Here is a 12,785-nt window from a genome sequence, read left to right on the forward strand (position 1 = left end):
TTCATCGTCCGGAAGCGGGACGGGGTTATCCCGCTTGCCCCGAGCGGCGGGTTCGCTCCATCGGCTCGCCGTACCGTTGATCTTTGTGGGCGTCGTTGCATTCTTCGGGACGACCACGCCGACCTTTCTGACCGCGGGCAATCTCTCGAGCCTGCTGCTCAACAACTTTGCGCTGCTCGCCATTGTCGCAACCGGCATGACTGTAGCCGTAGCGGCAGGCGGCATTGATCTGTCTGTCGGTACCGCGCTCGACTTTTCGAGCCTGGCGTTTATCACGCTGCTCAATGCAGGACACGGGGTGGTCGTCGCTACGTTCGGCGCGATCGGTGCCGGCCTTGTTGCCGGCGGATTCAACGCGGTGCTGATCGGAGGCTTGCGCCTGACACCCTTCCTCGCCACGCTCGGCACGCTGTTTGTCGGCACCAGCGTTCAGCAGCTACTGTCAGGTGGCGGCCTGCCGATCTACCTTGCATCCGGCATTCATATCGGCCTCACAACGGCGCATATCGCAGGCATCGCCTTGCCGCTGGTGATCGTGGCCGTCGTCGCAATCGTCTACGGCGCCGTGCTCGCGCGCGGACGCTTTGGCCGCGCGTTGATCGCGGTCGGCGAACAAGCCGATGTGGCGGACTACTCGGGCTTGTCCTCGCGGCGGATCAGCGGTTTGACTTATCTCGCCTGCGCACTCGCCGCGGCGATCGCCGGCATTGTGTTGTCGTCGACGGTCAGCGCGTATGTCCCGCTATCGGGCAACGCTTTCATGCTCAACGCAATCGGTGCCACCTTTATCGGCACGACACTGAGCCGCTCGGCACGGCCTAACGTGGCCGGCACGCTGGTCGGTGTGTTGTTTCTCAACATCGTCGCGAATGGCTTGCTGCTGATCGGCTGGAATTTCTATTGGCAGCAGGTCGCCACCGGGCTTCTGATCCTCGTGATTCTCGCGTTCAGCTTTACAAGCCGACGCGCGACCTCGCGGTAGTGCGCTGCGGTGCCCCAGTAGCACCGCACCACTCCGCACGTGCTCAACACGCGGTCGATCAGGGAAACGGTCGAGTGCCGCGCGAATTCAGAGCACGAAGCACTTGTGAAGTGGGACGCGTTCGATCATCTTTTAAACGTCACAAACTCGGATACTTATCATGACCGACTCCAGCGCGGCCACGCTTGCCCCACCGCCCCATACGACAGCGCCTGCCGCGGTGCGCATCGAAACCGATGCCCAGGCGCTGCACGCCGCACAGGCGTTCGCGGACTCCATCGCGCAAGGCGCGGCCGATCGCGATCGCGCACACGTCCGGCCCCGCGCCGAAATCGAGCGCTTTTCGCTGACGGGTCTATGGGCCATCACCGTGCCGCGTGCGTATGGCGGCATCGACGTCTCCGCGACCACGCTCGCTCAGGTGATTCGCACCGTATCCGAGGCCGATCCGTCGATCGGTCAGGTGCCGCAAAACCATTTCTATGTACTCGAAGTGCTTCGGGCCACGGGGTCCGAAGCGCAAAAGCGATTTTTCTTCGACCGCGTACTGCATGGCGAGCGCCTCGGCAACGCACTCTCGGAGACCGGCACGCGCAGCGTGGCGGAGTTCAAGACGCGGCTGCATCCGGCGCCAGACGGCGCTTTGCTCGAAGGCAAAAAGTTCTATTCGTCCGGTGCGCTCTACGCGGACTGGATCCCCGTGGGCGCAAACCTCGGTGACGACGACCAGGTCTTCGTCTTCGTACCGCGTGACGCCGAGGGCGTGACCGTCATCGACGACTGGTCGAGCTTCGGCCAGCGCGGCACCGGTAGCGGCACGACGGTGCTCGACAACGTACGTGTCGAGCCCTCGCAGATCATTCCCTACAAGGCTGCCTTCACGACGCCCAGCGCGACGGGGCCTGTCGGCCAGCTGATTCACGCGGCCGTCGACGCCGGTATCGCTCACGCCGCCTTGCGCGACGCCATCGCGTTCACGCGCCGGCAAACCCGCCCCTGGATCGACAGCACCGCGGAACGCGCGGTCGACGATCCGCTGAGCCTGATTCAGTTTGGCGACCTCCAGATCCGCGTCGACGCCGCCGATGCCCTGCTCGAGCGCGCCGGCCGGCAGATCGATGCCGCGCGGCGCTCGCTCGACGCCGACTCGGTCGGGCGGGCATCAGTCGCCGTGGCCGAAGCGCGGGCCCTGACGACCGAAGCCGCGATTCTCGCGACCAACAAACTGTTCGAGCTTGCCGGCACGCAATCGACGCTCGCGGAATTCAATCTCGACCGGCACTGGCGTAATGCCCGCACGCACACGCTGCACGATCCGGTCCGCTGGAAATACTTCGCGGTGGGCAACTTCCATCTGAACGGCACCCTGCCGCCAAGGCACGGCGCGATCTGAGTGTCATACTGTGGTCCGTGCGCAACCCCGACGCACGGACCCCGACACTTTGAGGCGCCATGACCTCCACGACTGCTTCGTCCGCTTCGTCTGAATTGGCGCTTTCGCCTGCCTCGTCCGCTTCGTCCGCCCCATCCGCTTCGTCCGCTTCGTCCGCTTCGTCCGCTTCGTCCGCTTCTTACGCCTCTTCTGCAACACCCGCGCCGGCCACTTCTGCAAGCTCATCCCTGGCGGCGAAAGCCTCTGGCACGAACACGCAGCCCGTTCCGGTCAACCCGCCACATATCTCCTTGCTCGAAGCGCCCGAAATCGGCACAGCGAGCGCAGCGATCGAGACCCCGGCGCTCGTGCTTGACCTCGACATTGCCCGACGCAATATCGAGCGCATGCAGCGAGCCACGAGCGCGGCCGGTGTGAAGCTGCGCCCGCATGCGAAAGCGCACAAATGCCCGGACATCTCGCGCCTGCAACTCGCCGAAGGCGCAGTGGGGATTTGCTGCCAGAAGGTCAGTGAAGCCATCCCCTTCGTGGCAGCCGGCATCCGTGACATCCATATCAGCAACGAAGTCGTCGGCGCCCAAAAGGTCAGACAGCTCGCCGAACTTGCCAGCGAGGTGCGCATGAGCGTGTGCGTCGATGACCCGATGCAGATCGATGCACTCGCGGTCGCCACTGTCGTGGCGGGTTCGACGCTGGGCGTCTTCATCGATATCGACGTCGGCCAGCACCGCTGTGGTGTGTCGACACTCGAACAGGCCGTCGCGCTCGCCAAGCTCATCGTCGCTCACCCGCAACTCGAACTCCGCGGCATTCAGGCGTATCACGGCAGCAACCAGCATCAACGCAGTCCGGAAGAACGCAACCGCACCGCTGGCCACGCCGCAAAAATCGCGGGCGAGATGGCTCAAGGACTGCGCGCCGCCGGGTTTCCGTGCGACACGATCACCGGCGGAGGCACCGGCAGCGCGGAATTCGACTTTGCGCACGGCGTCTACACGGAGATTCAGGCGGGTTCCTACGTGTTTATGGACGCTGACTATGCGTCGAACATCTATACGGGCGAGCTGACGTTTGAGCACAGCCTCTTTATCGCGTCGACCGTCATGAGTGTCGCCGTGCAGGGTCAGGTCGTCGTCGATGCCGGGCTCAAGTCGATGTCGGTCGACTCCGGACTGCCGTGGATCTGGGAACAGGGGCAACGTTCGATCGCGCTGACCTATGCCGGCGCAAGCGACGAGCATGGCGTCGTGCGGCCGCTGAACGCGGAGCAAGCACCCTCAACCGGATCGACGGAACCGACCGGATCGAGCGGATCGACCACGTCGTCCGCATCGGCTCCCGCTAGCGTCGACGATCGCTCGCTCCCGCCTTTGGGCACGCAGATCCTGCTCGCGCCGGGTCATTGCGATCCGACATTCAATCTTTACGACCGCCTTATCGTCGTCCAGGACGAACGCGTCGCAGATGTCTGGCCCATCGCCGCACGCGGCATGAGCTGGTAACGCAGTAGAAATGAAAGGTGGAATCTCTATAGTGTGCCGGCCGCGCGAGGCCGACATCTAAGGGAACGGGCACGTCAGCCGCTGTGTCGCGCGGATTCATCGCATGCGGATGCACGCATGCCGACCCATCCATTTCGGCACCCTGACGGCGATGCCGGCCTTTTCCGCCTCTCTCTATGTCTTCCTCGACACACCCTGCGGGATCCTCTGAAGAAAAGGCGGTACCGGGTCTGGTCCTCGGCGCGATCGGCGTCGTGTTCGGCGACATCGGCACCAGTCCGCTCTACACCCTGCGCGAATGCCTGAAAGCGGCCGGTGGCGCAACACCGTCCAACGTGTTTGGCATCGTCTCGCTGATCCTCTGGTCGATCATCGTCGTCGTGACGCTCAAGTATGTGAGCTTCGTGATGCGCGCGGACAACGACAGGGAAGGCGGCATCCTGGCGCTGACCGCTCTTGCGTCCGGCGTCGCGCCCAAGCGCTTGCGTCATCTGTTGCTCACGCTCGGCGTGTTCGGCGCGGCGATGTTCTACGGCGACTCCATGATCACGCCAGCCATCTCCGTCATTTCCGCCGTCGAGGGCGTCACGCTCGTCGATGCCAAGCTGACGGAATGGATCGTCCCGATCTCGCTCGTGATCCTGACGGGCCTGTTCAAGCTTCAGAAACGCGGCACCGGCGCCGTCGGTTCGCTGTTCGGTCCCGTCATGATCGTCTGGTTCCTGACGCTGGCAGCACTCGGCATCCTGCATATCCTCACGCATCGCTCGATCATCGAAGCCGTCTCGCCGCTCTACGCGATTGCGTTTGTCACCCATGCGCCGGGCACTGCTTTCGTCGTGCTCGGCTCCGTGTTCCTCGCTCTGACCGGTGGCGAAGCGCTCTATGCCGATATGGGGCACTTCGGCAAGATGCCGATCCGTCTGGCGTGGCTGCTGCTCGTGCTGCCGAGTCTCGTGCTCAACTACTTCGGTCAGGCCGCGCTCGTTCTCGAACGACCCTCGGCGATCGATCAGCCGTTCTTTCAGTCGGCACCGAGCTGGGGGCTGGTACCGCTCGTCATCCTCGCCACGGCAGCGACCATCATTGCATCGCAAGCCGTGATCTCGGGCGCGTTCTCGATGACCAAGCAAGCCGTGCAACTCGGCTTTCTGCCGCGGATTCCCGTCGTGCATACGTCGACGCACGAGATCGGTCAGGTCTACGTGCCGTTTATCAACGTCACGCTCTATGCAGCCGTCGTGTTTCTCGTGCTGTTCTTCCGATCGTCCGATAATCTTGCCGCCGCTTACGGCATTGCGGTCGCATCGACCATGCTGCTGACCACGTTGCTGATGTACTTCATCACGCACTCGTTGTGGAAGTGGCACCCGCTTGCCACTGCAGCGGTCATCGGACCGCTTGCGCTCGTCGACGCGATCTTCGTGTCGAGTAACGTCAGCAAGGTGCTCGAAGGTGGCTGGTTTCCCCTGCTCGCAGGTGGCGTGCTCTTCACGATCATGACGACATGGCATAAGGGACGCGAAACGCTGGTCAACACGATGAAGGCCGACAATCTGGTGCTCGTCGACCTGATCCGCTCGCTGTGCGGCGGCGAGCACACACCGCCGCGTGTGCCGGGCACCGCGGTCTTCCCGGGTGGTGTCGAGGACGTTGCACCGTCGGCCTTCCTGCACAACCTCAAGCACAACGGCGTGATGCACCGGACCAATATCTTTCTGGCCGGCAAGACCGAAAACGTCCCGCATATTCCGGACGAGGAGAAGGTCGTCGTCACTGACATCGGTCACGGCTGCTACATGGCGAAGGTGCGCCATGGCTTTATGGAAATTCCGAACGTGCCGAACATCCTGACGCTCGCCCAGCAGCAGATGCCGGACTGGACCTATGAGCCCGCCGAGTGTTCGTTCTTTCTTGCGCGCGATACGGTGGTCGCAACAGGAGAAAGTCGATCCATGCCGTTGTGGCGCGAAAAGCTCTTCGCCTTTCTCGCAAGGAACGGCGCGCAAGCCGCCGAGTACTACAGCCTGCCCGCTAACCGGGTCGTGGAAATGGGCGGTCAGATCAATATCTGAGCGCCGGGTGTAGGAGCGCCCGACCTCGGCGACTAAGGCGTCGGAGTGCCGGACACCGGATGGCTCGACCTTGGGGCACCTGCAGTAGTCGCATTGGGCCTCAGCGTCGTTCGGTCGGGAAAAAAGAAGCCGGGCCATGATGGCCCGGCTCAAAGGTGATCTCTGTGCAGCCGGTGAGTCTCATGCCGGCGTTGCGTCAAACCCCGTCTGACGCAACGCCAGGCCACACCAGCAAACGCCGATCACCACACCTTAAGAACGCGCTGCTTAGAAGCGATGGCGCATACCGACGGTCGCGACGACCTGTTCGTTGTTCGCCGACGGCGTCAGGTTGTAGATGCCTGCGTTGAACGCCGATTGGCCTTCGCCGCCGCTGACGTGTTCATACACAGCCTCTGCATAGAGGTCGGTACGCTTGGACAGCGAGTAATCCAGGTTCAGCACAGCCGTGTTGAACTTCGGCGACAGCGACTGCGTAGCCGAATCGAAGTGGCCCATCGTGTACGTGTACGCTGCGCCCACGTTCAAGGCCGGCGTCAGCGCGTACTTCGCGTTGATTTCGAAGTTGTCGAACTTGACGTTGTTGCCGTTGAGCGTGGCGATGCTGCCGCCTTGCGAGATGCCGTTCACGTCATCCGTCGACGAGTGCGTCCACAGCAGGCCGATCGCTGCAGGCCCGATCGTGTACTTGCCGCCGAGGCCCCACATCTGTTGACGGCCACCGGTCGTGAGCGCGTCGTTGTCAGCCGTGCTCACTGCGCCGTTGGCGTTCGCATTCGCCGCGCCTGCCGAACGATTGACCTGCAGGTAAGCCGCACCCAGCAGGATCGGGCCGTTCGCGTAGCTCGCACCCAGGCTGTATGCGCTGTTGTTCGAGAACTGGCCAGCGTCACCCGAGAACGCGTACATCGCACCGACCTTGAAGCCCGCGTAGTCGATGCTGCGGTACTTGACCGAGCTGTTCAGGCGCATGTCGTTGTTCAGGTTGTCGTTGTCGTACGGGTGCTGTGCAAAGTTCCCGCCGAACATCGGACCCGTCGAGCTCGTCGGCGCGATGAAGTCGACCATGAAGTCATATTGGCGGCCGAGGGTCACCGAACCGTATTGGTTCGACGACAGACCCACCCACGCCTGACGACCGAACAGATCGCCACCGTTATTGGCCTTACCCGTCGACACGTTCAGACCGTTTTCCAACCAGAAGATCGCTGCGAGACCACCACCCAGGTCTTCCGTGCCACGCAGGCCGAAACGCGACGTATAGATATTGCCGCTGTTCACGAGCCAGTTGCTATGCCCTTGCGTCGAACCTTGCGCACCCACGCGCATATTGTTCGAATAGACGAGACCTTCGTCCAACAGACCGAACAGCGTCACGCTGCTTTGCGCGTGTGCTGCCGAAGCGATCAACCCTGTCAGTGCGGCAAGTACATATTTCTTCTTCATACGTGAATTCCTCAGTGATCTAGCGCGTGCGATGCTGACGATCTTTCGATCGCCCCGTGCATCAGGTCCCGTTTTGTTTGGGTGGCGCTAGGCTATGCGGCACGTATGTCAGAGAAGTTTCACTTCAATAGGAGTTCATAGGGGTATCGGCGCGATCCATTTGCTTCGACTTATGCGAATGCAAAGGCGCCTATAAAGAATGGGAAGGATGACGAATAGAACGCAAAGAATTGCTAATTCAAGGAGCGTTCATTCGAGTAACGCTAAGCGACGAAACAAACCACTGCGGCATCGTCAACACGATGTCCAGGCTTACGGAATCGACATCGGGCAAGACGCCTTGCGAGCGCATCATAAACGCAAACAGGCCCACGCTCCTTATTCAGGAGGGTGAGCCATTCTATGCCCGCTGCAATGGATGTGTATCCGCAAAGACGCGCATTGCGTCTTGGGTCAAGCGCCTATCGAGGCTTGACCTTCTCTACGTCAACCCTGTTCATGCGATCGGCACACACTCGATATCGCCTTCGCCGGAACGCACCATCGGTCGAGTATCGATACGCGCGCGCTCGGGAGGGCCGGATCGGGACATGGCGCGCGCCGCGTCCCTGACCAGGAAACGCCTGAAATCCTGCGCTGCCGGAGGCAATGTACGGTCCACGCGCTGAATGACATGCCACTGCGCAACATAGGGAAACTGTGCGACGTCGAGCACCTTGAGCACGCCCGACTGCACTTCAAGGCTCACCGAATGCGACGACAGCAATGCGATGCCCATATTCGCCGCGACAAATTGCTTGATGCTTTCCGTGTCCGCGATTTCCATTGAAGGCTTGAAGCGCTCGCGATGCCAGGGCAACGCGGCCTCCATCAGATCTCGCATATGCGATGCGCGATGATGTGCAATCAAAGGCTCGCCTGCGAGCAGCTCATGCGGAATCTGTAACTGCGCCGCAAGCGGATGCGTCGCGGCCGCGACGATCACCAGCGCATGGGGCGCGAACGGCCTGCACTCGACACCCTTGACAGCCGGCATGCCCGTCGCAATGGCCAGATCGAATTCTCCATCCGCGAGACGGGCCAAAAGTTCTTGTCGCTCGTGTACCGCCAGATCGACTTCGAACCGATGCCCGCGTTCCGAGTACGACGCGATCACACGCGGAAAAACATAGCTGCCCGTCATTTCGACGCCCACGCGCAACACATCGCGTGTCACGCCTTGAGCGCGCACCATCGCCTCTTCCGCTGCGCGAAAGTTATCGATGATCGCGCGCGCATAGCCGAGCATCTCGCGACCCGCCGGAGTCAGCAAGATGCGACGTCCAACGTGAGCGAATAACTCGATGCCGAAGTGTTCTTCAAGCTGCTTCACTTGAATGGAGACGGCGGGCTGGGTCAGGTAGAGCTCTTCGGCTGCGCGCGAAAAGCTGAGGCGGCGGGCCACCGTTTCGAATGTCTTCAGCTGTCGCAGGGTGGCATGTTTCACGATGGATTCGGGCTCGGGCACGGGATCGGATTTCGATCAACCCGAGCAGGATATCGCCGCCCTCTGAAATCCGCCCTGTCAGAATGATGAGAATTTATTTAATCAGATGTCATCTTCACGACGGTCCGTCCCCGTCGACTTACAGAAACGTCAACATCGCAACCCCTTCAACCGACCCTATTACCGAAAGCGTTGCTGCGTCCGTCACCCATCGCTTGATCCCAGGCGTCGACGTCACCTGTTGCTTCATCACGCCTCGCTTCATCACCAACTTCTATAGTTAGCCTAAGAACAATCGATTCGATTTGCGCGGCGGGCACCGGTAAAAAGAGAGTCATGCGACAGCGCGTTGCAGTCGCCCTGACCCGACTTTCTACCGGAGATTCTCATGAACAAGATCGCCATCCTCGCTACTTCCGCAGGCCTCTCGCTGTGCGTTTCGCTGAGCGCCTTCGCGCAAACTGCGCCGACTGCGCCCCTGACGCGCTCCGAAGTCCGTCAGCAATTGATCGACGCCGAAGCAGCCGGTCTGCTGCCAATCAACAACGTCGACTACCCGCCCAGCGCGGACACGGTGCAGCACAACCAGGTGCTGTACAAGGAAGCCGAAACGTTCGATGCGCGCCATCCGAATGTTCCGACGTCTTACACGTCGCAAGCACCCGACACTGCGTTGTCGACCGCACAGAATTGATGGATGAAGTGTGTGCCTGAAGTGTCAGACAGACGGGTTCCTTTCACAGGACCCGTCAGCCTTGCCAAGCTTTAAGTAAGGGCAGGATCGCTAAGCGGCGCACTATGCGCGGTGCCGCATTCGAGTAAAAACGCTTTGAACGCCGCCGCTGCGGTGGTGAGGTTCTTGTCCCTGCGGTGCACGACGCACCAGCTTTCGACAACCGGAAAGTCCACAACATCGAGCACGTCGATCAGACCGGCCTTCAGTTCGAGCGTGATGGTTTGCGCCGATACGAAGCTGATGCCCATCCCCGCCATCACGGCATGCTTGATCGTTTCCGTACTCGCGATTTCCAGCGCGTTCGCGAGAGATTCAATCTTGCCGGCGAATACCTCGTCCATCACCCGGCGCGTATCCGAGCCGCGCTCGCGCGTGATGAAGTTTTCTTTGGTCAGGTCCTGCAGGCTTAGCGAGGCAGACGCAAGAAGCGGGTGCGTCGGCGAGCACGCGAGCACGAAGGCATGTTGCGCAAATGCTGCATTGACGTGGGACGTGTCCTGCGAGCCGCCGATCATGATGGCAAGATCAATGGCGTTCTGATCAAGCTGGCGTAACACTTCTTCGCGATTGCTGACGTGCATCTCGAGGTCGACGGCCGCATGGGATTTTGAAAACGCGGCGATCGTTTCGGGAATGAAGTAGCTGCCCGCGCTGATCAGGCCGACCTTGAGACGCCCACCCGCACTTTCGCGCATGCGCGCCATCGCGGTCTCCGCGATCCTGAACTGCTCGATGATGCCGCGTGCCTGTTCGAGCATTTCGTGGCCGGCCGGCGTCAGATAAAGCTTCTTGCCGAGCTGTTCGATCAGGACCAGTCCCACGTGCTCCTCGAGCTGCTTGATTTGCGCTGACACTGCGGGCTGAGTCAGACACAACTCTTCAGCGGCGCGAGAGAAACTCAAACGGCGGGCGACGGTCTCGAACGTCTTGAGCTGGCGGAATGTGGCGTTTTTCACGGCAAGTTCACCTGAGGACACAAAGCGTGCAGCCAGCGTACTCGCCTGTTTAAAAGCTGTCATAGCAACGACATGAAGGAATGTTCATGCCGCTGCGTTTTTAAAGCACAGTTGACGTTCACGCTGACGTGCACAGTGACTGCCAGATCAGCACGATATCGAGCGAGGCTCTACCGTGGCGCGTTTGCCGCGTTTGCCGCCTATGCTTAAAAACATTTAATAAAAGCATCATGAGACGCTCACCAACGCGCATCTATATTTGACGAGGTCAGCTCAGGAGTTCGGTCCGGTCAATGCCGTCACCGCTCAGGCTGCCGCCGAGATGCGGTCAGCCAGACCGGTTGGTTGGGTACGGTTGATCTGACAATCCGTTCGACACCGTGAATCTGACACGCTCGAATCTTTCGAATCCTTTTCTGTCCCGAGGCTGCTGCCATGTACAAGTCCACACGTTATGTCGCAACGCTCTACACGTTGTTGTGCGTGGGCGCCGTGGCTGCAACGGGCGCCATTGCGCTCACCGATTCCGTGTTCAACGGCAGGCCTGCCTTGCACGGCAAGCCGCTCAAACAAGGCATTCGCGACGCGTGCCTGCTCGATAACCATGTCATGACGATGCAGTTCAACTACGGCAACGCCGTCTGAACGCAAACGCCCTACCCGCAAGCGCCCTATGCGCAAGCGCTCTACCCGCATGGAGCGGGTAGTTTTCATACCAGTATCGTCAGTGGACTGTTTGCTACCCGCCTGAGCGCACTAAGATGCGCCTCATTGCCGTTGCACCGTGCGACGGCGGGCACCGGGCTTGCGCCAGCACGCATGCAGGCCGCATCTGTGCCCCGGATGAGCATTCATCACGCTGACGCCATGACATCACCACACTCCAACACAGCGCCCTCGCCGAGCGATACGGAAGCGCAGGGCTTCGAACATTGGCGGCGCAATCTTGCCGTCTGCGTCTTCGGATCGTTCACGACGATCGTGGCAATGACTTTGCTGCTGCCCTTCTTGCCGCTTTACGTCGAGCAACTCGGCGTGACCGATCATGCTGCGATCGTGCAATGGTCCGGCATCGCGTTCGGCGCGACCTTTCTGACCGCCGGACTCACCGCGCCGCTCTGGGGCAAGCTTGCCGACCGCTACGGGCGCAAGCTCATGCTGATTCGTGCGAGTCTGGGGATGGCCATCACGATGTCGCTGATCGGCATGTCGCATTCGGTCTGGCAGCTCGTTGCACTGCGTCTTGCCGCAGGGTTGCTCGGCGGCTATGCGTCCGGTTCGATGGTGCTTGTCGCGACGCAGACACCGAAGGCGCGCTGCGGATGGGCGCTCGGCGTGTTGTCGTCGGGGATCATGGCGGGCAACGTCGCCGGGCCATTGATCGGGGGGTTTATCGCACCGTTGATCGGCATCCGGCAGACCTTTCTCGCGGCTGGCGCGCTGATCTTCGTCGCCTTCCTCGGCACAGTGTTCCTGATCAAGCGTGACCGTCCTGCGCACGCGGGCGGCGTAACAGCTGCACCCGCGGGATGGGCAGCCGTGCCCGACAAGCGCCCCCTGATCGCCATGCTCGTGACAGGCAGTTTGCTGATGTTCGCCAACATGTCGATCGAGCCGATCATCACCGTGTATGTGGCGCAGCTCGTCCCTGCGCATCAAGTGACCGTGGTGGCAGGCATCGTGATGTCGGGCGCGGCGCTGGGCAGCATCCTGTCGTCAGCGCGACTGGGCAAGCTGGCGGACCGTATCGGTCACTGGAACGTGATCGTCAGTTGTCTCGCCGTGGCGGGTTTGTTGCTCGTCCCGCAGGCCTTCGTGACGAAGGGCTGGCAATTGGTCGCGTTGCGCTTCGCACTCGGCATCGCGCTCGGTGGGTTGCTGCCGTGCATCACCAGTGTGATTCGCCACAACGTACCGCCGGGCGTCGCCGGTCACATGCTGGGCTATTCGATCTCCGCACAGTACACCGGCCAGGTGCTTGGGCCAGTCGCAGGCGGCTATGCGGGTGGCCACTACGGCATGCGCTCCGTGTTCTGGGGCACGGCCGCCATCATGCTCGTCGGCGCACTGTTCAACTGGCGCGCCCATCGAGCGTTCGCAAAGTCGCAGGTGAAAGCGACAGACGGAGCCCAATCGTCGCTGTCGTCGAATTCTTAGGTCGCTCGCCCCAATGCGGATGGTGGGATGGCCATGCAACTGACGGGCGTGC

General features: G+C 61.4%; 10 protein-coding genes. 7 read left to right on the plus strand and 3 right to left on the minus strand.

What is annotated here, in order from left to right:
• Positions 1–34 precede the first annotated feature (34 nt).
• The 4 genes from ACMFWR_RS23020 (at position 35) to ACMFWR_RS23035 (ending at position 5,952) form a co-directional block, all read left to right on the plus strand.
• Positions 35–982: an ABC transporter permease gene (locus ACMFWR_RS23020; RefSeq protein ID WP_413197326.1), complete on the plus strand. Its 948-nt coding sequence runs from the start codon at positions 35–37 to the stop codon at positions 980–982.
• Between the two features lie 160 nt (positions 983–1,142).
• Positions 1,143–2,375, plus strand: a complete 1,233-nt coding sequence (locus ACMFWR_RS23025; protein WP_413197003.1) for an SfnB family sulfur acquisition oxidoreductase — start codon at positions 1,143–1,145, stop codon at positions 2,373–2,375.
• A gap of 59 nt (positions 2,376–2,434) precedes the next feature.
• A complete protein-coding gene (locus ACMFWR_RS23030) occupies positions 2,435–3,877 on the plus strand; it encodes a DSD1 family PLP-dependent enzyme (RefSeq protein WP_413197004.1) in 1,443 nt (480 codons plus the stop codon).
• A 176-nt stretch (positions 3,878–4,053) separates the two neighbouring features.
• Entirely contained in the window at positions 4,054–5,952 is a 1,899-nt protein-coding gene (locus ACMFWR_RS23035) for a potassium transporter Kup (protein WP_413197005.1), read from the plus strand.
• Positions 5,953–6,219: 267 nt separating this feature from the next.
• Here the strand turns inward: ACMFWR_RS23035 and ACMFWR_RS23040 are convergent, their stop codons facing one another.
• Together ACMFWR_RS23040 and ACMFWR_RS23045 are read right to left on the minus strand one after the other, a co-directional pair.
• Positions 6,220–7,398 (minus strand): porin, encoded by a 1,179-nt coding sequence (locus tag ACMFWR_RS23040; RefSeq protein WP_413197006.1) that lies wholly within the window; start codon positions 7,396–7,398, stop codon positions 6,220–6,222.
• A gap of 496 nt (positions 7,399–7,894) precedes the next feature.
• A complete protein-coding gene (locus ACMFWR_RS23045; protein WP_413197007.1) occupies positions 7,895–8,884 on the minus strand; it encodes a LysR family transcriptional regulator in 990 nt (329 codons plus the stop codon).
• 388 nt (positions 8,885–9,272) lie between these two features.
• Between ACMFWR_RS23045 and ACMFWR_RS23050 the strand changes: the two genes are divergently transcribed.
• A complete protein-coding gene (locus ACMFWR_RS23050) occupies positions 9,273–9,578 on the plus strand; it encodes a DUF4148 domain-containing protein (protein ID WP_413197008.1) in 306 nt (101 codons plus the stop codon).
• A gap of 71 nt (positions 9,579–9,649) precedes the next feature.
• Here the strand turns inward: ACMFWR_RS23050 and ACMFWR_RS23055 are convergent, their stop codons facing one another.
• Positions 9,650–10,576 (minus strand): LysR family transcriptional regulator, encoded by a 927-nt coding sequence (locus tag ACMFWR_RS23055; protein ID WP_413197009.1) that lies wholly within the window; start codon positions 10,574–10,576, stop codon positions 9,650–9,652.
• 435 nt (positions 10,577–11,011) lie between these two features.
• Between ACMFWR_RS23055 and ACMFWR_RS23060 the strand changes: the two genes are divergently transcribed.
• Positions 11,012–11,221, plus strand: coding sequence for a hypothetical protein (locus tag ACMFWR_RS23060; protein WP_413197010.1), 210 nt, complete (start codon positions 11,012–11,014; stop codon positions 11,219–11,221).
• A 222-nt stretch (positions 11,222–11,443) separates the two neighbouring features.
• Positions 11,444–12,733: an MFS transporter gene (locus ACMFWR_RS23065; RefSeq protein WP_413197011.1), complete on the plus strand. Its 1,290-nt coding sequence runs from the start codon at positions 11,444–11,446 to the stop codon at positions 12,731–12,733.
• Positions 12,734–12,785: the final 52 nt, after the last annotated feature.

It is taken from the genome of Pararobbsia alpina, assembly GCF_965118125.1.
GTDB classification, from domain to species: domain Bacteria; phylum Pseudomonadota; class Gammaproteobacteria; order Burkholderiales; family Burkholderiaceae; genus Pararobbsia; species Pararobbsia alpina_A.

Bases quoted from the DNA above. Each gene is read 5' to 3' on its own strand.
- ACMFWR_RS23025 (WP_413197003.1), top strand. From the start codon at position 1,143: ATGACCGACTCCAGCGCGGCCACGCTTGCCCCACCGCCCCATACGACA.
- ACMFWR_RS23030 (WP_413197004.1), top strand. From the start codon at position 2,435: ATGACCTCCACGACTGCTTCGTCCGCTTCGTCTGAATTGGCGCTTTCG.
- ACMFWR_RS23035 (WP_413197005.1), top strand. From the start codon at position 4,054: ATGTCTTCCTCGACACACCCTGCGGGATCCTCTGAAGAAAAGGCGGTA.
- ACMFWR_RS23040 (WP_413197006.1), bottom strand. From the start codon at position 7,398: ATGAAGAAGAAATATGTACTTGCCGCACTGACAGGGTTGATCGCTTCG.
- ACMFWR_RS23050 (WP_413197008.1), top strand. From the start codon at position 9,273: ATGAACAAGATCGCCATCCTCGCTACTTCCGCAGGCCTCTCGCTGTGC.
- ACMFWR_RS23060 (WP_413197010.1), top strand. From the start codon at position 11,012: ATGTACAAGTCCACACGTTATGTCGCAACGCTCTACACGTTGTTGTGC.
- ACMFWR_RS23065 (WP_413197011.1), top strand. From the start codon at position 11,444: ATGACATCACCACACTCCAACACAGCGCCCTCGCCGAGCGATACGGAA.